Annotated in this window: 23 protein-coding genes; 5 read left to right on the forward strand and 18 right to left on the reverse strand. The window is 58.8% G+C overall.

Annotated elements, in window-relative coordinates; translation table 11 throughout:
• Window positions 1–222: 222 nt before the first annotated feature.
• The 3 genes from GSQ92_RS21685 to GSQ92_RS21695 form a co-directional block, all read right to left on the reverse strand.
• A complete protein-coding gene (locus GSQ92_RS21685; protein WP_159013921.1) occupies window positions 223–522 on the reverse strand; it encodes a hypothetical protein in 300 nt (99 codons plus the stop codon).
• 340 nt (window positions 523–862) lie between these two features.
• On the reverse strand, window positions 863–1,192 hold the full coding sequence (locus GSQ92_RS21690; RefSeq protein ID WP_159013922.1) for a hypothetical protein: 330 nt from the start codon (window positions 1,190–1,192) through the stop codon (window positions 863–865).
• A 570-nt stretch (window positions 1,193–1,762) separates the two neighbouring features.
• Window positions 1,763–2,227 (reverse strand): hypothetical protein, encoded by a 465-nt coding sequence (locus GSQ92_RS21695; protein ID WP_159013923.1) that lies wholly within the window; start codon window positions 2,225–2,227, stop codon window positions 1,763–1,765.
• A gap of 471 nt (window positions 2,228–2,698) precedes the next feature.
• Here GSQ92_RS21695 and GSQ92_RS31795 point away from each other — a divergent pair, with 471 nt between their 5' ends.
• From GSQ92_RS31795 to GSQ92_RS21705, 3 genes are all read left to right on the forward strand, one after another.
• A complete protein-coding gene (locus GSQ92_RS31795; RefSeq protein ID WP_371418569.1) occupies window positions 2,699–2,809 on the forward strand; it encodes a ribbon-helix-helix domain-containing protein in 111 nt (36 codons plus the stop codon).
• 167 nt (window positions 2,810–2,976) lie between these two features.
• Entirely contained in the window at window positions 2,977–3,675 is a 699-nt protein-coding gene (locus GSQ92_RS21700; protein ID WP_254066656.1) for an AAA family ATPase, read from the forward strand.
• Entirely contained in the window at window positions 3,672–3,986 is a 315-nt protein-coding gene (locus tag GSQ92_RS21705; RefSeq protein ID WP_159013925.1) for a ribbon-helix-helix domain-containing protein, read from the forward strand. The genes GSQ92_RS21700 and GSQ92_RS21705 overlap by 4 nt, the downstream gene beginning before the upstream one ends.
• 761 nt (window positions 3,987–4,747) lie before the next feature.
• On the opposite strand, the gene GSQ92_RS21710 is transcribed toward GSQ92_RS21705, so the two are convergent.
• The 3 genes from GSQ92_RS21710 to GSQ92_RS21720 all read right to left on the reverse strand — a co-directional run bounded on the left by GSQ92_RS21710 (window position 4,748) and on the right by GSQ92_RS21720 (window position 6,478).
• The gene (locus tag GSQ92_RS21710; protein WP_159013926.1) at window positions 4,748–5,410 is read right to left on the reverse strand and encodes a hypothetical protein; all 663 of its coding nucleotides are present in this window, start codon (window positions 5,408–5,410) and stop codon (window positions 4,748–4,750) included.
• A 229-nt stretch (window positions 5,411–5,639) separates the two neighbouring features.
• A complete protein-coding gene (locus GSQ92_RS21715; protein WP_216856884.1) occupies window positions 5,640–6,170 on the reverse strand; it encodes an ImmA/IrrE family metallo-endopeptidase in 531 nt (176 codons plus the stop codon).
• Entirely contained in the window at window positions 6,167–6,478 is a 312-nt protein-coding gene (locus GSQ92_RS21720; protein WP_216856885.1) for a helix-turn-helix domain-containing protein, read from the reverse strand. The genes GSQ92_RS21715 and GSQ92_RS21720 overlap by 4 nt, the downstream gene beginning before the upstream one ends.
• A 214-nt stretch (window positions 6,479–6,692) precedes the next feature.
• Here GSQ92_RS21720 and GSQ92_RS21725 point away from each other — a divergent pair, with 214 nt between their 5' ends.
• Together GSQ92_RS21725 and GSQ92_RS21730 are read left to right on the forward strand one after the other, a co-directional pair.
• Window positions 6,693–6,965, forward strand: coding sequence for a DUF3892 domain-containing protein (locus GSQ92_RS21725; RefSeq protein ID WP_159013927.1), 273 nt, complete (start codon window positions 6,693–6,695; stop codon window positions 6,963–6,965).
• A gap of 84 nt (window positions 6,966–7,049) precedes the next feature.
• On the forward strand, window positions 7,050–7,334 hold the full coding sequence (locus GSQ92_RS21730) for a hypothetical protein (RefSeq protein WP_159013928.1): 285 nt from the start codon (window positions 7,050–7,052) through the stop codon (window positions 7,332–7,334).
• Window positions 7,335–7,973: 639 nt separating this feature from the next.
• On the opposite strand, the gene GSQ92_RS21735 is transcribed toward GSQ92_RS21730, so the two are convergent.
• The 12 genes from GSQ92_RS21735 to GSQ92_RS30360 all read right to left on the reverse strand — a co-directional run.
• Complete coding sequence (locus GSQ92_RS21735) at window positions 7,974–9,062, reverse strand: MFS transporter (protein ID WP_216856886.1); 1,089 nt, start codon at window positions 9,060–9,062, stop codon at window positions 7,974–7,976.
• Window positions 9,059–10,447, reverse strand: coding sequence for an FAD-dependent oxidoreductase (locus GSQ92_RS21740; RefSeq protein WP_159013929.1), 1,389 nt, complete (start codon window positions 10,445–10,447; stop codon window positions 9,059–9,061). Before GSQ92_RS21740 ends, GSQ92_RS21735 begins: the two co-directional genes overlap by 4 nt.
• A gap of 54 nt (window positions 10,448–10,501) precedes the next feature.
• Window positions 10,502–10,819, reverse strand: a complete 318-nt coding sequence (locus GSQ92_RS21745; protein ID WP_159013930.1) for a helix-turn-helix transcriptional regulator — start codon at window positions 10,817–10,819, stop codon at window positions 10,502–10,504.
• Window positions 10,820–10,878: 59 nt separating this feature from the next.
• Window positions 10,879–11,400, reverse strand: coding sequence for an arsinothricin resistance N-acetyltransferase ArsN1 family A (locus GSQ92_RS21750; protein ID WP_159013957.1), 522 nt, complete (start codon window positions 11,398–11,400; stop codon window positions 10,879–10,881).
• A 5-nt stretch (window positions 11,401–11,405) separates the two neighbouring features.
• Window positions 11,406–12,128 (reverse strand): arsenical resistance protein ArsH, encoded by a 723-nt coding sequence (arsH, locus tag GSQ92_RS21755; protein WP_159013931.1) that lies wholly within the window; start codon window positions 12,126–12,128, stop codon window positions 11,406–11,408.
• A complete protein-coding gene (locus tag GSQ92_RS21760; protein WP_159013932.1) occupies window positions 12,125–13,477 on the reverse strand; it encodes an FAD-dependent oxidoreductase in 1,353 nt (450 codons plus the stop codon). The genes arsH and GSQ92_RS21760 overlap by 4 nt, the downstream gene beginning before the upstream one ends.
• Before the next feature lie 63 nt (window positions 13,478–13,540).
• Window positions 13,541–14,854 carry an arsenic transporter gene (locus GSQ92_RS21765; protein ID WP_159013933.1) on the reverse strand — a complete coding sequence of 438 codons (1,314 nt, stop codon included), beginning with the start codon at window positions 14,852–14,854 and terminating at the stop codon, window positions 13,541–13,543.
• Between the two features lie 94 nt (window positions 14,855–14,948).
• A complete protein-coding gene (gene arsC / locus GSQ92_RS21770) occupies window positions 14,949–15,380 on the reverse strand; it encodes an arsenate reductase (glutaredoxin) (RefSeq protein ID WP_159013934.1) in 432 nt (143 codons plus the stop codon).
• Window positions 15,380–15,907, reverse strand: a complete 528-nt coding sequence (locus tag GSQ92_RS21775; protein ID WP_159013935.1) for an arsenate reductase ArsC — start codon at window positions 15,905–15,907, stop codon at window positions 15,380–15,382. Before GSQ92_RS21775 ends, arsC begins: the two co-directional genes overlap by 1 nt.
• Window positions 15,904–16,257 (reverse strand): helix-turn-helix transcriptional regulator, encoded by a 354-nt coding sequence (locus GSQ92_RS21780; protein WP_159013936.1) that lies wholly within the window; start codon window positions 16,255–16,257, stop codon window positions 15,904–15,906. The genes GSQ92_RS21775 and GSQ92_RS21780 overlap by 4 nt, the downstream gene beginning before the upstream one ends.
• Window positions 16,258–16,338: 81 nt before the next feature.
• Complete coding sequence (locus tag GSQ92_RS21785; RefSeq protein WP_159013937.1) at window positions 16,339–16,995, reverse strand: winged helix-turn-helix domain-containing protein; 657 nt, start codon at window positions 16,993–16,995, stop codon at window positions 16,339–16,341.
• A gap of 292 nt (window positions 16,996–17,287) precedes the next feature.
• Window positions 17,288–17,653, reverse strand: a 366-nt coding sequence (locus tag GSQ92_RS30360; RefSeq protein ID WP_216856888.1) for a hypothetical protein, incomplete at its 5' end; no start/stop codon positions are given.

Below are 17,653 nucleotides of genomic sequence, written 5' to 3' on the forward strand. Positions count from 1 at the left end.
GCACACACCTTCTTCTCCGCCATCTGCATCGCAGCCAGTGTCACCTTCTATCTCAAAGAATGAGTCCTGACCCTAGATTTCTACAAGCTGCATGCCCTGACCGACGACGATATCCGTGGAATCCGGGCTCTCCTACACGGAGCCTCGGCCACAGCAAAGCCGGTGCTTGAGGGCTATATCCGCATGTTCGGCCTGGTCGGCCGTCTGAAGGCGAACCCGCCGTCAGGCTTGGCGTACGATGCTGATTTCCAGGAACTGCTCCATCATCAGATGATAATCGTTGAGGAAAACTATAACGCTCTCATCGAAGGCAAAATCAAACCGATGTTCGACGCGATGAGGCGCAAAGAGGGGGCGGGTTTTACGCTCCCGTAGCAGGCTGGCGCCGGCATTAACCGCCATCATATGCGGGACGACGTTCCAGCTACGCTCAAGGCTAAAGCCATGGACCTCTGTCGCCCGTGCGAGAACTTTTTCTCGCACGCCTTTGGTGCGCAGATTTTGCAGACTGAGAAAATGCACAAACCGGCCGCACTAATCAGGATCATCATTTATAAGACGCTAAAGAATGGCAATCCTGACTGAAGACGCGAGCCAAGACCTCAGGAGCCCGATGAGCTCAGGTAAGAAGTTGAGATCACTGTGTCGGCGCCGCTGCGGTCGAGAATCTCGGTGTTACAAGCATGATATGGAATACGGCGGACCTCCTGTTTCGACCATATATATATTTGCAGTCGGATAAGCCTTTTGAATAGGCCGCCACGAAAGATTTGTTTATCTCGACCGAGATGCGTCCCGAAGCCGATCTAGCGACGGAAAAGCACTCATGTGATGTAATTGCTTCGGCCGTACAATTATCTGCTCAAACGGGCGAAAGCTTCGACCGTAAATCAGAAGTCCTGTTAGCCAGAGACCTGAAGGATTCCGCGTGCTGTTTAATATCTTTCGCACAATAGGCATAGAGGGGATCTACGGGGTGCTCGATGGCGCGATGTTCATAGTAACCTGGCACGAGAAAAAACTCTGCGGAATTGAGTCCTTGTCGACCGAGGTGAACGATTCCGTGTGCAATTTTGTTGCGTAATTTGCTGAGTGCTTCCGCTTCTATAACTATACCGTGGATCAATGCCTCGGTGAGCTGGCAAGGCCGCAAATTGGAGGGCTGGTCAATCGCACCGCGAAGCTTTTCCACCCTCCCTCGAAAATTACTCACGTCCCCAGTGTAGGCATGTCGACCCCTCTGAGATAGCGAAGGTATCCCTTTCAGCAAAGCATAGAGCTCGAATAGCTCTTGCTCTAGCTTCTCCCATAACGACAAGGCATATCCGACAGCCTCAAATATGGCCACCTCGGTCGGATCGCCTTTCTGGGGAAGCCATGTAATAGGGACGGGCATCCGAGTGCCTACCATCGTGCTCAATCCTAGCGGTGGGCATCCTAAACCCGTGTGGACCTCGATTGCATCGTCGAACATAACACGGACCACTCTCTGCTCGAGAAGCCCACGACTATCCCAACAACCTTACGCATACCAACAACTAGCGGCCAGCTAAGATTAACTGATTGATAAAATGGATTCCTTCTCTGCCGAGCCGCAAGTGGACGGACCTCAGCCCGCGGCCATCACAGCTTCTGCCCGCGGTTCAGCTGTCGGCGATGCGTCTGGATACGGTTCATTTCCTGGCGGATGGCGTGATCGTCGCCACTTTCCGCGCCTCAACCAGCTCATGCCGTTCGCGCGGGTGCCGTTCCTCTGCCTGTTTCACATCCGCCGCACCTTCGCCTGGCGCTGATCGAGCGACATCTGCCGCCGCGCCTCGCTCTCTGCCTGTAAATGCAGTTTGCGGCCAATGGCCTGGTCGCGCTTGCCGGTCAGTCTTTCCATCGCATGCGCCTGCCGGCCTTTGCCGAAGGCCACGCGCTCGACACGGCCGAGCCAGCTTTTGTGCCGTTTCTCCATTTTACGGATCGGCTCGGCAAAACGCTGGCGGATGGCGGCGACTTCCCTGGCCTGGCGTTCGGTGTGAAGATTGGGCGGCTGCATCGCCACCTGCTGCAAATCCTTTTGCAGCGCCTCCATATGCCGCGTCTGGTTGCGCACCAGCCGGCGCATCAACGCCTCATCGCGCACGCGCACGGCTTCCGTCGCCGCGATGCGGTCCGCCGGTATATCGTCAGGCGGGGAATCCTTGCGGGCCCAGCCGCCGGTTAGCTCGCCGATCCGCATGATTTAAATGCTCCCTGCCCCGGCCTCGCGGCTTCATTTTGATATTCTGCCGCCATGACCGCTCCGCCTCCTGTCGGGGCCTCGCGGTTCGCTGGCCTGCTTCGCGGCCGTGCGCACCCATTGCCCGACCGTCAGCCCTCGACACGCGCTTCAGGATGGCCTCGGCCGCCGCCTCCTGCGTCGCGACCGTCGCAAAGGGCGCTTCTGGTCGCGGGGACCGTTCGGCGCGTCGGTGCGGCGGTCGCTGACGAACGCGCCCCACCTGCCGTCCTTCATGCGCACGGTGTTGTAGATGCGGCCATCATGGTTGATCATCTGGTGCAACGCATCGCCGATCGTGACGGCATAGGCGCCGGCGCAGTTTGATGACTACGACAATCGGCGCGACAAGGAGGACGAGCAACGGCAAGGCGGCCGTGTCGATATGCTGATCACCGCGCACCTGCCGGCGTCCGTTCGCACTCAGCTTAAATCCTCGCGGCCGAACAGGGCCGCGCCATGCACAGCCTGCTGGTCGAGGCGCTGGACGCCTTGTTCGAGCGATACGGTAAACCGCCAGTGCCTCCGGGAGATGGGGAATGAGGCGCTGATATATGCGCCGATCCGGCCGGTCTTAGCTGCCCGTCGCTGCCGGGTCCAACAACGTATATTGTCACGTTGCCGAATTGTTTATTTGTGATATCGTGGAGAATGAAACAACGTGACTAGCCGCGTTGTCGACAACGTGAGGAGCAGACAACGTGAAGCAGATGAAGGTGCTTGAAATCTGGAGCGAGAAAGGTGGCGCGGGAAAATCAACCCTCACCATCCATATTGCGGTCGCCGCGAAGCTTGCTGGGCTGAAAGTGGCAATCATCGACATCGATCCGCAGGCCAGCTCCGCCGACTGGGCCGATCAAAGGGGCAGCGAGCCCGAGGCCGTGGCTATACCCTCGTCCCGGCTCGACAAGCTGCTCTCCGACCTACGCGCCAACGGTGACATGGACCTCGTCATCATCGATACGCCACGCGAAGCCAATAACGCCGGTTATATCGCCGCCCTCGCCGCGGACTTCGTGCTGGTTCCCTTCAAACGAGGCGGGTTCGATTTCCGCGCTCTCAAGCGGACCATTGATTCCTGCCTGTTGGCAAAGAAGCGCCCGTGCCTGCTGTTGAACGGGATGCGGATTGGGGCCACGCGGGTCGAGGCTGACGTCCGCGAAGCTTTGGTCGAGCATGAATGCGACATCGCGCCCGTGGTGTTCCATGACCGTGCCCCCTACGTAACCGCATCGATCACGGGCTTTACAGCGCAGGAAACCGAACCCGACAGCGCTGCTGCGGCCGAGATAGGAGAGCTATTCACATGGATTTCTCGACAACTCGGGTTGTCAACAACCCGACAACGTGACAAAAAGGCTGTGTCGTTGTCGACAACAAAACAACGTGACAGAAAGGCAGCAGCATGAGCGCTAAAGGATCATTGAAGGAACTGGCGGCAAGATCTGCAGCACCTGCGCCGGCAACGACCGAAGCCACAGCAGAGTCGATCGACCCAGGCCGGAGCTACCGCACGGCACAGACCAGGCAGGACACGCGGCAAGTTTCCGGGCACTTCAATCCGGAGGTTGCTCAGACCCTTCGACTTATCGCCGCCGAACAAAACAAAGACGTTCAGGAGGTTTTAGCCGAGGCTTTGAATATGGCTTTTACCCGATATGGGAAGGCCGTCCGGGCCGAGGTCAAAAGCGGCCGCCGCAAGAAAACCGAAACCAACTAGTATTCCCAATATGGGACAACTTATGTTGTCCACAATGCCACAATGCCACAATGCCACAACGTGGCATGAAAACGTAGCCTCAGCTTAGAGTAGGGCAGCGGCAAGGGCGAAAAGGAGTAGGGCAGGGACGTCATGACAGGCAGTTCGCTCCATGATCTCCTGCTTGGGTGGCCGAACGGCCGCGCAGCTATGCCGATGCGAAACTGCCAGGCTGGCCCCGGACGGTCTCGTGGGAAGAGGCCATTAATGGGGGCCTGTCGGTCCGCAGATTTCGCGGGCCGGAGGAATTGCCGCTAATCGAAAGACATGAAGCCCAATGACCCATGCCGAGGTTGCGGCACGCCTGCAGCGTGATGCCGCATCGTTCTTCCGCACCGTCGCCAGCCAAAGGAGCCGTTAAAAACGCAGATGACGGAAATGCCGACGTTTACGAGCGGGTCGCCAGTCTGGTGGAAGTCGATCCGGCCGGAACGCTTAAGGAGCGCTCACACATATCGCGCTAAGCGAGAGGCCTCTAGGCCACCCTGGTGGATTTGATGGACAATGGCGGAAGGGCATTGCCCACAACTCCGCAGGCGCAACCACCAGGGGAGCTTTTATAAAGCGTGATAATGTCACTTGTGGGAATTAAATCAATAGGTTAGGGGGCTCTAGACGGGAAGACAGGCACGGTAAGTAATGTTTACCGTGCCTTGGTATGAGGAGAGGGGGACGTTGCCTTAATATTCGGCATCCCCTTCCACACGTCCTAGACTACTTGCTTAGGGTTCCAGAGGTATCAGATCGGTAACCCCCTGCTTCTTGTCCATCCACGCAGCGGCAATCGGGCTCCGCCAGCTGAGCAACTCGTGGATGCGCCGATAGTCGGCAGTGACGTTGCGCGTGAAGATGGGCTCGTGATGAGCAATTCGGTTTCTGAGACGACGAATCTCTATTAGGTCTGCGCGAGCAGTCGCCCGGGCTATCGGGATTAGAAGTGTTCTCGGCGAGCCCGGAAATGACGCGCGGAAATGCGGTTTCCAGAGCCGATCATCTTGGCCAACGGTGAAAGTGCTTTCCCAAAAAGCGAATCTTAGCTCTGCAACAATTTTACCGGCCGTTGGCATTCTTGATGCGACCGATCGAAGGTCGCGCTCGGGATGATAGTCCTGCTCCCTTTTGGGGCGGGGAAGGCTCCTGAGGAAACCATTCGACCACGGCCAGTTAGCCCCGTGAACCCGCTCGAGCGCCTGCACGATACCGTTGCGGACGGCAACCTCGCAAACCTGCAAGGGTACAATGAAGGCGGCTGAGAGGTCGAGATTCCATTCGTAGAGAGCAAGTGCCTTGGTGCGGTCATTGCCTCTTGCCTGCAGGTAGGTGGCGAACCTGGGGGCTGAGATGACCTCGGGGAGGTTCCGCAGCTCATCTGGTGTAAACGACAATAGTTAGCCTACCTTTTCGTGAAGGAGCCACGCCTCCGAGGCGTTGTCTTTGATACGACCAAGGCGTATATTTGCGTCGTTGGCCTTGAGAAACGCGGGCGCAAGCCCCCCCTCATCGTCATAGGATACCGAAAGCCCGCCTTTATGGCGGGCTTTTTCGTTCTAACTGCATGAGGCGGCAGAGAGTGATTTGGGTCGCCGTACCTCTGTCATTGCCCCGGGGCCTCACTCATCCTCGCCTGACGGCAAGAGTGCCGAGCCGGATGCTCATGGCATGCACGCTCACGCCATAACGCTTGGCGAGCCTCCCGACGGCCTGCGCATCCTCCATGTCTACAAGTGCGGCCTCGGGGTCTGCCTCTAGGAACCGGCGCGGCATCAAGAGGCGGGCCGCAAAGAAATTGGCCTCAATCTCCTCGATATCGACGCCAAGCCCGGAGGCCTCGGATCGCAGGTTCACCCGGAAATCCCGATCGTAGCGCACTTCCTCGCCATGGTGCAGCAGCGCGTGCGCGAGTTCGTGCGCAATTGTGAAACGCCGCCGCGTCAGCGGGTGGTCTTTATTCACGCCGATGACGACTTCTTTACCCTTGCGGACGACCAGGCCGGATACGTCGCCAAGGCTTGTCGCGCGGATGGCGATGCCTTGGGCTTGCACGATCCGGTCCACCGGGACGGGCGGAGTGTTCACCCCGGCTGCGACCATCAGCGCGTCCGTCAACTGCTCGATGCGGGTGTACCGTGGCCGGGTGCCAGTCATTGGCCGGATCGACGGTCAGCTTTGGTCCTCAGCTTGTAGGTCTGCATGAATTTCATCACTTCCTCCGGTAGATCGGGTGGGTCAGCTGGCGGTTGCTGCGGCGGGACCAACTCCATAGGGGGTATGGTCAAGGCGTCTGCCAGCGCAAGAAACTGGTGCAGCAACACTGCCTGACGCCCGGCTTCAATGTTCGCGATTGACGCGCGCGAGAGGCCGATCCGGGCGGAAAGATCAGACTGCGTGATGCGCATCGACTCACGCCGCGTCCGCACCTTGCGACCAAATGCCGCATAGATTTGATCAGTCACATCGACTCCGCCCCCTGAATGTCGGAATCCTGGACGCCGGCTCCCTAAATGTCAATTACACAAACATTCTCTGGCAGCCCCGTGGATGGGAATGCGACAGCAATACAAACATCACAATCTATGTGCTATTTTTGTTGACCACGCCCCGCATGGGCTTGATGGTGATGTGCAGGCCTTGTCGAGTCGCGGGCCGCCATTGAAGGAGCTCAGGCCGATGGCCGACGTACAGGTGAAGTGCATCAATAAGCAGCTGCGCAACGATACCCACGAGGGGATCACGCATCTGGGGGGCGCGGGCTGGAAATGGACCCGCGCGGAGGTGATCCAGTCCATCGAGGGGCGGACCAACACCTTCTTCACCTACGTGAACGGCAAACGTGCCGAAGTGGGTGTCGTCCCGGGACCGAACGGCAAATACGTCCGCACGCACGCGGACGGCTACTACAACGACAATCTGCTGGCCCTGATGGAGTGCGTGGCGGCGTAATCGCGGCACGAAGAAATAATCTTGGACGGCCACGCACGGGCTTCAAAACTCCTGCCTGGCCGACGAATTTGCAGGAACAAACTAATGCCGACACTAAAAGTGGCGCATCTGCGTCAGCAAGGTATCGATCTAGTGATCGCGCCTCTCAACAGTGATTTTGGACATAAGACCCGTCAGGATCAGGAAGAGATCATCAGTGAAATCCACGTACGATCCGGGTCAGCAGGTCTCGCCGGCACGGTCGTTCCGGTTTGGGACAATGGCGGTGGCCAGATGGCCTTCATTGCACCAAACAATTGGCATCCATTCTTCCGTAGCCTGGCTCTTTCGGCGGTGTGGGCAAACGTGAGTCGTGAGATTTCGTGGTAGTTAAGAAGGGCCGGTGGAACATCGTCTTCAAGAGATCAGACGCGCTCATCTCGATAAGTGCACGAGGTCATCTTCAGCAAGTCTTCGAATACGCCAGCCGGACCAGCTGTCAGTGGATTGAATTTGGGCTAAGCGCGCAATCGAAGCGCCCTTCAATGCCCTACGCGCCAGGTTGCGGAACTTAGGAGGAAAGCAGAACACCTAATTTCTCGCTTTTCCCTCCGAATGGGGGATGATTGTGCTCTCGGCATGTAGGTCGCTTCGCATTATCCTCGACCGATCCTCTCAGTTCAGGCTGCTTCCTGTATAGGGCCACACCTGGCTCACGCTGAACCTGAAGCACTACTTCACCTCGGTCCAAAAACCACTGAAAGCCGTGGCGAGCTATTTGAGTTTGACCGGCGTTGTAGAGAGCAAAGGCTTTTAAAAGGAACGCCGCAAGTATGCCTGCGACGTTGGAGCACCACTCTTCACATCTGCCACCTCGTCACACTCCATTTGATTTATGCATCACCGCTAAAATGGTGAGTTCGAGGACGACATTCACGATCGCTCCCCCCGTCAGGACTCCTAGTGTAGTGCTGGCACCATACCCGCTAAGCAAGAGCGCTCCGATTGACGGCGCCGCTGCTTGCACGATCAGACTGGCATCGCGAGCCGCCCCATCGTCACCGCATATTGCGGCCCAGGAAACAGCGCGAGGGGAAGCGTTCCCCGGGCGATGGACTCCAAACCAATTCCTGCCCCGTAGCAGACGAGTGAAAGCGCGATAATCGGCACCGAGACCCAGAGCGCGACGACTCCGAGCGCCACCAGCGACGTTGCGACGACCTTGGTCCAAATCGGGTGATGGTAGCGGGCGATGAAAAACTCGATGGTTCGCGCGCCGACTTGGCACGGACCGACCAGTGCGCCCAGAGCTACCGCCGCTCCAAGTGTGAGTCCCCGCGACTGGAGGATGGTGAGGAGATGAACCGAAACAAGCGTCGAGATCATCGCGCTCAAGGTTATTGCCATCGCAACCAGGCCGAAGAGGACGCGATTGAGGTTGCGGCCTTGGCCAACATCGCCAACCAGACCTTCGCGTCCGGTGATCGGTTCGGGCGGAGGTTCACGGAAAGCAACCTCACGAGGCAAGGCGAACAAGTAAAGAGGCACGAGGACGAAGAGGTGGATGGCAGCATAGGACCAGCATGCCTCTCGCCAGCCGAGATGCGTGACCAGATAGGCCGATAACGGCCAGCATACTGTGCTGGCAAATCCGCCGAACAATGTGAGCGTTGTAATGGCGGGCCGGGCCGCTTGGCCGTAAAGACGCCCAAGCGTCGCGAAGGCGGGATCGTACAGTCCGGCTCCCATCCCAAGGCCAATAATCACCCAAGCAAGAAAATAGGCAGGCAGGCTCTGTGCGTACCCGAGGAGAGCAAGTCCCACGGCAAGCAAGATCGCGCTGATCGCCAGAACGGGGCGGCCACCGTAACGTGCGATGGCGCGGCCAACTCGTGGCGAGACAAGACCCGCGACCAGCAATCCAAGCGACACGCCCCCGATAATCCAGGGAAATGGCCATCCAGTATCCCTGACAATCGGCTTCGCAAGGACCGCCAGAAGATAGTAGGACGAACCCCAGGCAAAAATTTGAGCTATCCCCAGGCCCGTGATGACCACGGCGTATTGGGATGAATCTGTCGCCGCTGCAACGGAGTTCTGTGGAATAGGCGTGCTCACGCAGCCAATCCACAACCGCACCCATCCTGACCGGCGTCCTTAGCGACCGCATCCGCGACACAACAGGCGTCTTGCCTGGTAATGGCCGGACCGCCACAGCAGCCTGCTGCCGTCATTTCACCGTCCAGAAATTCCACCTTGCAGATGCCCGTCTCCGGAAGCGCAAGCTGAATGCGGTCCGCTGACTCCAGGTCACCTGCAATCGCGGCGACAACGGAACGGACTTGCTCGTAGCCGGTCAGCAAAAGGAACGTTGGGGCACGACCGTAGCTTTTGACGCCAACCGTATAGAAACCGGGTTCCGGATGGCTGAGTTCCCGGTGGCCATGGGGCGGCACATCTCCGCATGAATGCAGGTTCGGATCGATCAGTGGACCCAACGCCCGGACACTTTCAAGCCACGGGTCGAGCTCAAGGCGAAGCTCCCGGGTCATTATCAAGTCGGGTCGCTGACCGGTCGCGACCACGATGCGGTCCACTGCGCCAATGCTGCGCGGACCGTCGACGCCGTCGGCTTCGACGACAAGGCCGTCGCCGGTCTTGAGAATTCTCGTCGTGGCGAAGCCTGTGACCAGAGTTACGACTCCCCGTTCGACGAGGCCCTTCAGCAACCATCCAAGTTCGCCCCGGGCCGGGAGCTGGTCGGCCAGCCCGCCGCCGTAGACCCGGACCAAGTCCGTTCCCCGCACAGCCCAGATGATCGAGGTGTCCGGCTGGTCCTCCGCGAGCTTGGCGAGGTCCAGCAGGACGTTCGCCGCGGAATAGCCAGAACCCACCACCAGTGTGCGGTGTCCGGCGTAGGTGGCTCGGTCGTGGCCGAGAATATTCGGCATGCCATAGGCAATGCGCGTCTTGTTGTCCGCCTCTCCAAGTGCAGGGAGCCCATTCGCTCCCATGGGGTTCTGCGCCGCCCAGGTTCCCGAAGCGTCGATAGCGGCGCGGGCCAACTCCACACGCTGCGCGCCACTTGGCAAAGACAGCCGCAATTGAAACGGCTTCGCCTCGCGTCCTTCGGTTTTTACCTTGTCGGTGTTGAGGCGCGAGATGGCTTCAACGCGGGTCCCGACTTCGATAGCCGCTGCCAATTCGGGGGTTTCCGAAAGGGGCTTCAGATAACGGGCATAGAGGTCGCTTCCTGTCGGCAGCTCTGTCAGTGGCGGCATCGTCCACCCTTGCCGCTCCAAAAGCGCCCGAGCAACGGCGTCCACGTTCAGTTCCCACGGCGTGAAAACCCGTACATGGCCCCACTCGCGAAGGTTGGCGCCCACTGTGGTTCCGGCTTCAAAGACCTTCACCGGAAGCCCACGAGCAACAAGATGTGCGGCAGCCGCAAGACCAACTGGCCCTCCGCCAATGACCGCGACGGGAAGAGATTCGAGCGTCATGTCAGCATCTCCTTCTTTCATTCCGGAATAATGGAATTAGTTGCCAAATTGAGATCAGGCTGCCACCTCGTCTTCTGCAGTTCTGGGGGCGTCTACGCAGCATTCGGCGACCAGGAAACCAACCAGGGCATTCATCTCCAGATAGTTCGCCCGACAAATCAACGTCGTCACCTGCCGCTCCTGGGTCACCAAACCCGTCAAAATCAGCCGGTGCAGATGATGTGAAAGCGTCGACGCGGCTAGTTCGAGGCGCTCCTGCAACTGGCCAACCGCCATTCCCGTATCACCCGCACGGACCAGCATGCGGTAGACCTTCAGTCGCGTAGGATTACCGAGAGCCTCGAGTTGCTTCGCCGCTTTTTCGACTTTCATGGAAATAGATTATCGTTCTTCACAAGATGCCGCAAGTGGTATTTCCATTCTGATGGAAATTAGGCATCTGCGGCCTCGCCCAGCAACCGCTCAACGATAACGACGTCTCGCCAAGTGTCGTCGAGTTTTGCATGTCGCCGGTAGATGCCGACTTCGCTGAAACCTAGTGAGCTGCATAATTTGCGGCTCGGCGTATTCTCGACGAAGATCCGCGAAAGCAGTTTCCAGAACCCGGCCGTTTCCGCGATTTCAAGCAACGCCGCCAAGGCGACACGGCCAGCGCCCTGTCCGCGATGAACGCGGCCTACGTAAACCGAGAATTCGGCAATCCCAGAATAACAGTCGCGATCCCGGTACGAGGATGTCGACGCCCAGGCGACAATCTGTCCAACCTTGTTTACCACCACTACAACAGGATAGCGCCCCGTGATCCGCCCAGCGACCTGTTCCGGTGTTCGCGGTTGGGTTTCAAAGGTCGCCACCCTGTCTGCAATGCCTTCGTTGTAAATAGCTGTGACAGCTGGGACATCACTTGCTGTTGCCGGTCGGGCCAAGAGGGTCTCGGATACGCTGGTTGCCATGGCGGTCACAGTTTTTCCGGAAGCTTAAAACTTGCCTTTCGCTCGCTGTAGCGGTCGACCAGATAGTCAGCCCTGTCGCGCAGCAGCCAGGTGAAGCGTAGGAGTTCCTCCATCACATCGACTACACGGTCGTAGTTGCTAGAAGGCTTCATGCGCCCAGCATCATCGAACTGCTCATAAGCTTTCGGCACACTCGACTGATTCGGGATGGTGAACATGCGCATCCACCGGCCAAGCAGGCGCAGTGTGTTGACCGCGTTGAAGCTCTGCGACCCGCCCGAAACCTGCATGACGGCGAGCGTCCGGCCCTGGGTCGGCCGGACAGAGCCTTCCTCCAGCGGAAGCCAATCGATCTGGTTTTTGAAAACGCCGGTGATGGCGCCGTGGCGTTCCGGGCTGCACCAGACCTGCCCCTCAGACCAGAGCGACAAGGCGCGGAGTTCCTGAACCTTGGGATGGTCCTTCGGCACACTGTCCGCCACTGGCAGATCACGCGGATCAAAGATCCGGGTTTCAGCGCCCATCACGCGTAGGAGGCGTTCGGCTTCCTCAATGAGCAGGCGGCTATAGGACCGCTCCCGCAGTGACCCGTAAAGCAGAAGGATCCGGGGAGCGTGCTGAACCCGTTCGAACGGTTCCAATCTTACAGAGTCGACCGGGAGAAGGAGTTCGCGCTGAAGTACCGGAAAAATATCCACTGTACCACGCTCTTCCTCGGAGGAGCTCATGATGGCGTTCCTAACGTCTGTCGCGCCGACCAAGCCTGAGCTGCGATTTGTACCGGGTCCCATGGGCTTGAGAATGGCGGCGCATAGCTCAAGTCAATGTCATTAACTCCGTCGACCGACATGGTGTGGAACAGTGCCGTCGCGTAAATGTCGATCCGTTTTGCGACTTCCGCCTTCCATGGGCCGATAATCTGCGCACCGAGCAGGCGGCCGGTCTGACGATCGCCAGTGATCCTGACTCGTAGTTCACGGGCACCGGGATAATAGGCTTTATGATCCCAAGCCTGACTTTCGACCGTCAATGGATCAAAGCCGGCGGCCAACGCCTCGCGGTCGAGCAAACCCGTTCGTGCCATCACGAGATCGAACAGTTTGACGACCTGGGTGCCAACGGACCCTTCGAAGAGTCGGTTGCCTCCCAGAGCCGTCTCACCTGCGATCCGCCCCTGCTTGTGGGACGTGGTACCGAGAGGAAGCCACGCATCACGTTCAAGCATCCGGTGCCAGGTTTGGACGCAGTCGCCTGCCGCAAAAACGTCGGAAGCACTCGTCCGCATAGCCCGATCGACGGTGATCGCTCCGTTCTGACCAAGCGCCAGGCCAGCATCCCGTGCGAGCCGCGTGTCGGGCCGCGTGCCTGTCGCGACAATGACCAGATCAGCGGCCTCACCCAGGCCAATACCATGACAGACCCTCAGCGAGCCCTGGAGACGCTCCACGGCCGTGACGGAGCATCCGACGAGGATGCGCACATCATGCCGCTCCAACTCCTCCTCCATGGCTCGGCCGAAAGCGGCATCAACGGTCGGGAAGACCGGGTTGCTGCGGCTAATAACCGTGACCTTGAGGCCGCGATGGGCAAGCGCCTCCGCCATCTCAAGACCGATATAGCCAGCACCGATAATGACCGCCGTCCGGGCTTCGGGCCGGGTCTCCAGGGCGTCATTCACGGTGAGCGCGTCGTTCATGGTGTGCAGCACATAGACGCCTGGAAGATTAATACCGGGCAGGTCTGGTCGGACAGGGACCGCCCCCGTTCCGAGGATCAGGCGATCGTAGGAGAGTTCTATTCTACGGTCCTTGGTTGCTGCCGTCACACGATGGAGGGTGGGGTCGATTGACTCCACGCGATGGCTCCGGAGAACGTCTATGCCGTCGAACTCCGTTCTATGCGCCAAGCTCTGCCAGCGAGGCGTTTCTCCACTCAGGTAATAGGGCAGCCCGCAGATGCTCCAATTCGGAAAGTCATCCGCGAGCAGCACGCTGACCTCAGTCGCTCGGTCCAATTCGCGGATGCGCAACGCTGCACTAATGCCCGCATCGCTTCCGCCTACAATCAGGATTCGCATCGCACAGCTCCTTGCGAGTCGAAGAAGACGAACCGCATCCTGTTAGCGTCCCAGTCCGTCACGTCAGGGTGTTGTCACCAATGGGAGCCAGAGCGCCAGGGCGACCAGCACGACAAGCAGCACGGGTGGCGTGATGGCGAGGCCGACTCGCATATATTGGCCCCAAGTGATTGTGATGCCCTTCCGGGACAGAACGTGCAGCCAGAGCAGCGTAGCGAGGCTGCCGATCGGCGTGAACTTCGGCCCAAGGTCGCACCCGACAACGTTGGCGTAGATCATCAACTCGCGTGTCAAGGCCGGAATGCCATGTGCCTGCTCGATCGATAAGGCGCCGACTAACACCCCCGGCATATTGTTCATGACCGAGGACAGGATGGCGGCGCCGAAGCCCGTTCCGATGGTCGCGACCCACGGACCGTGTTCACCAAGCCAGACGAGACTCGCCGCTAAATAATTCGTCAGACCGGCATTCCTCAGGCCGTAAACCACGAGGTACATACCGAGGCTGAACACCACGATCTGCCACGGGGCACCTCGAAGAACCTTGCCTACGGAAATGACAGCACCGTTTCCACGACGATGCCACCGACCGGCGAGAGCGAGCAGCACAAGAGCTCCGGCTCCCGTTACTACGGAGACCGGAATGCCCAACGGTGCGAGCACGAAGTAAGCGACAAGGAGAACCACGAGCAGCGGAAACGCTGCAGCAAAAACACTATGATCGCGGATAGCGCTGTGTGGTGCCTCAAGTTGCGCGACTGGATAGATCGCAGGCACATCTCGATGGTAGAAAATCCAAAGAACGACGAGCGTAGCCGCCAATGCCACGATGTCCACCGGAACCATGACCGCCGCATACCGGTTGAAGGTCACACCGAAATAGTTCGCGCTGACGATGTTGACCAGGTTCGAGATGATGAGTGGCAGACTAGTCGTGTCCGCCACGAAGCCCGTGGCCACGACAAAGGCGAGCGTCGCGACTGGAGAGAAGTCCAGGCGCAGCAGGATGGCCACCACGATGGGCGTCAACAAAAGCGCTGCACCATCATTGGCAAACACCGCGGCAATAGCGGCACCCAGCAGCACGACAAGCGGAAACAGCCGCCGCCCCAGGCCGCCGCCCCATCGGGCGACGTGCAGCGCCGCCCACTGGAAGAAGCCCGCCTCATCCAGCAGCAACGAGATGATGATGAGGGCAACGAAGGTGAAGGTCGCGTTCCACACGATATGCCAGACCGTCGGCACGTCGCCCCATCCGATGACCCCCGTCAGAAGGGCGACAATTGCGCCACCCATTGCGCTCCAGCCAATACCTAGTCCGCGCGGCTGCCAGATGACGAGAATAAGAGTTACGACGAAAATGGCGAGAGCCAGCATTAAAGGATCCTTCAAGTACAGACGCGGCAAGGCTCCATCGCTCGGACAAGCGGCAGCACATCAGATAGATCAGAAGAAATTGGTTGAGATAGTATTAGGTCAGCCGGTGCCCGGACGCGTCCACGACGGCCTCGCCGTCTTCTTTGGCGAAAGCACCTTGCTGCTCCTGCGGAAGAATATCCAACACGACCTCGGACGGTCGGCAGAGCCGGACCCCAAGCGGCGTGACGACGAGCGGACGATTAATAAGTATGGGGCGGGCTATCATGGCATCCAGCAATTCATCGTCGGTCAATGCGACGTCGTCTAAACCAAGTTCAGCGTAAGGCGTGCCCTTCTCACGGAGCACCGTTCGTGGCGTCAGCCCAGCTCGCATGATGATTTGCTTAAGCAAGTTGCGAACGGGAGGGGTCTTCAGATACTCGATGACGTGAGGCTCGATCCCTGCGTTGCGGATCATCGCCAAGGCATTCCGCGAGGTGCCGCAATCGGGATTATGGTAAATAACAATGTCGACCGAGTTCATCACGCCACATCCGAACGAGGTGAAGACGCACCTTCGGTATGACCGATCTCGCGTAGTTTGGCACTCAGGCTGAAGCGCTCCAACTTCGACAGCGGAAGGGCCAAAAAAAGCGAGATGCGGTTCTTCATGTAGCGGAATGCATCCACATAGGCCCGCTCCTGTTCCATCGCCGAGCCTCGGACGGCAGCTGGGTCCATGATGCCCCAGTGCGCTGTCATCGGCTGCCCAGGCCAGACGGGGCATGTCTCGCCTGCCGCGTCGTCACAAACCGTAAATACGAAATCCATAATCGGTGCATCGGGAGCCACAAACTCGTCCCATGGTTTCGAGCGAAAGCCGTCTATGGGGTAGTCGAAGCTCTCGAGCACTTTCAGTGCCAGAGGTTGGACCGCCCCCTTAGGATGGCTTCCTGCTGAATAGGCGTTGAAGCGGCCACTGCCATCTTTCTGCAGAATGCTTTCGGCCAGAATCGACCGGGCGGAGTTACCTGTGCAGAGAAAAAGGACGTTGAACTTTCGTTCAGTCATTGCAGCACCTCTTCTGGCGGGCAGCAGGGAATGAGGTCGGCGATTAGCGGGGCGCAAAGCTCCGGGCGCCCCTCACAGCAGTCTTTAACGAGAAAGAGCATCATCGCGCGTAAGCGGTCGAGATCTGCGCGGTAAAGGATGGTTCGACTGCGCCGTTCCGACCGCACCAGGCCCGCCCGAGCCAAGATGCCCAGATGCGTAGACATGGTGTTCTGCGGAACGTCCATCTGACGAGCGACCTCGCCGGCCGGCAGCCCTTCCGGTTCAAGCTTCACCAGAAGCTTAAACGTCTCGAGCCGGGTGTCTTGAGCGAGCCCGGCTAGCGCGCGAATGGCCTCTTCAGTATCCATGAATCTACTTTACTGGATTTATGGATGGAAGTCTATATTGACCCTGGTGGTTTGGGCGGGGTGCTACCTTGCGCTAATTAACTAGGCCGACGCGCTATCGAGGGCGTAACCCTCTTCACGAACGGTTCGGACGATGTCGAGCTCCCCGCTGCCGTTGATGCTCAGTCTCAACCGCCGGATATGCACGTCAACCGTCCGCGGCAAAACAGGAACATCGGGTCCCCAGACGGCGTCCAGCAGCTCTTTCCGACTAAAAAGTCGGTCCGGGTGCCGCATAAGAAACTCCAGAAGGCGGTAGCCTATCGGACTAAGGTGAATATTCCTGTCATTCCGACGCACGCGATGTGAAACAGGGTCAATCACTAAGTTTTGGACGCTGATGGGTTGCTTGTCGAAGTCCATCCCGAAGCGGCGAAACAAGGGGCGCGCCTTGACGAGCAGCGCTTCGATCTGAAAGGGCTTTAAGATGTAGCCATCAGCGTCCAACGCCGCATCGCAAACAGTATTCATCTCATCAGGATTTGCCATAATGAGCAGAACGGGCAGACCCGCGGCACGAGTGATCGTTCGAATGCTTTGATAGAAATCGCTAGTGGAAGCGCTGAGAAGACTCGACGACATGAGTATCAGGTGGGGACGAAAGGCGGCCACGGCCCGCAGGACCGCGTGTCTGTCCTCCACCGCTTCGGCGATAAACCCGCAGCCCTCGAGTTGTTCACAAATTTGAAGTGAGAGCACTGGGCTCTCTCCCGCAACGATAATCATCCTGCGCGACGGATGGGAAGCCGCGCCGCCATCCGGCCTTCCAGTCAGCGACGAACCAAGCAAAGTTGCGGAGTGTGTGTGCTGGAAGTGGTGCATGCCACATCACGCCGCTACGCTGACAGAGCTGGTCTTTGGACGCGGCCCAGAATTCGGCTTCCTTTGTCCAAGCGGCGGCGCTTCCACGATCCAGGCGTCGGCGAATTTAAGGTTGTTCAGGATGTTTACCCGTTCGTGCTCCTGGTCGTCGCCATGACAGCGGATCTCATCAACCAAGGAAACCGGCGCGCTGATCAGCAATCACCGCCTGCGTCATGTCAGAAATATATGTCGCGTTCCGCGCCAGATCGAATCGCGCCGATTGAATGACGTGCGGGATGACCGGATAGCGCTGCCATTCCGGGTTCTTGAATTCTCCATTCTCGAAGCGCAGCGCCACCCGCGAAAAATCCTCCCGCCAGCCTCCACTGGGTGCCGGGGGCGTATGGTCATAGAAGTGGAACCGTCCCGGATCGAGCAACGCCGGCTTGCGGCCCAGTATCCGCCCGATCCTAAACCCGGCCCCACGCGCCCTGACGACGGCTGGGCGGCAATGGCGCTTGCCTCGCGATAGACGGCCGTCGCCAACCGCTCG

This window comes from Acidisoma sp. S159 (assembly GCF_009766125.1).
In the GTDB taxonomy this organism is placed as follows: Bacteria; Pseudomonadota; Alphaproteobacteria; order Acetobacterales; family Acetobacteraceae; genus Acidisoma.

What these genes read in the sequence shown, in the direction of transcription:
- GSQ92_RS21695 (WP_159013923.1), bottom strand. Translation starts at nt 2,227, where the DNA reads ATGCGGATCGGCGAGCTAACCGGCGGCTGGGCCCGCAAGGATTCCCCG.
- GSQ92_RS21700 (WP_254066656.1), top strand. Translation starts at nt 2,977, where the DNA reads ATGAAGGTGCTTGAAATCTGGAGCGAGAAAGGTGGCGCGGGAAAATCA.
- GSQ92_RS21705 (WP_159013925.1), top strand. Translation starts at nt 3,672, where the DNA reads ATGAGCGCTAAAGGATCATTGAAGGAACTGGCGGCAAGATCTGCAGCA.
- GSQ92_RS21715 (WP_216856884.1), bottom strand. Translation starts at nt 6,170, where the DNA reads ATGACTGGCACCCGGCCACGGTACACCCGCATCGAGCAGTTGACGGAC.
- GSQ92_RS21725 (WP_159013927.1), top strand. Translation starts at nt 6,693, where the DNA reads ATGGCCGACGTACAGGTGAAGTGCATCAATAAGCAGCTGCGCAACGAT.
- GSQ92_RS21730 (WP_159013928.1), top strand. Translation starts at nt 7,050, where the DNA reads ATGCCGACACTAAAAGTGGCGCATCTGCGTCAGCAAGGTATCGATCTA.
- GSQ92_RS21740 (WP_159013929.1), bottom strand. Translation starts at nt 10,447, where the DNA reads ATGACGCTCGAATCTCTTCCCGTCGCGGTCATTGGCGGAGGGCCAGTT.
- GSQ92_RS21745 (WP_159013930.1), bottom strand. Translation starts at nt 10,819, where the DNA reads ATGAAAGTCGAAAAAGCGGCGAAGCAACTCGAGGCTCTCGGTAATCCT.
- GSQ92_RS21750 (WP_159013957.1), bottom strand. Translation starts at nt 11,400, where the DNA reads ATGGCAACCAGCGTATCCGAGACCCTCTTGGCCCGACCGGCAACAGCA.
- arsH (WP_159013931.1), bottom strand. Translation starts at nt 12,128, where the DNA reads ATGAGCTCCTCCGAGGAAGAGCGTGGTACAGTGGATATTTTTCCGGTA.
- GSQ92_RS21760 (WP_159013932.1), bottom strand. Translation starts at nt 13,477, where the DNA reads ATGCGAATCCTGATTGTAGGCGGAAGCGATGCGGGCATTAGTGCAGCG.
- GSQ92_RS21765 (WP_159013933.1), bottom strand. Translation starts at nt 14,854, where the DNA reads ATGCTGGCTCTCGCCATTTTCGTCGTAACTCTTATTCTCGTCATCTGG.
- arsC (WP_159013934.1), bottom strand. Translation starts at nt 15,380, where the DNA reads ATGAACTCGGTCGACATTGTTATTTACCATAATCCCGATTGCGGCACC.
- GSQ92_RS21775 (WP_159013935.1), bottom strand. Translation starts at nt 15,907, where the DNA reads ATGACTGAACGAAAGTTCAACGTCCTTTTTCTCTGCACAGGTAACTCC.
- GSQ92_RS21780 (WP_159013936.1), bottom strand. Translation starts at nt 16,257, where the DNA reads ATGGATACTGAAGAGGCCATTCGCGCGCTAGCCGGGCTCGCTCAAGAC.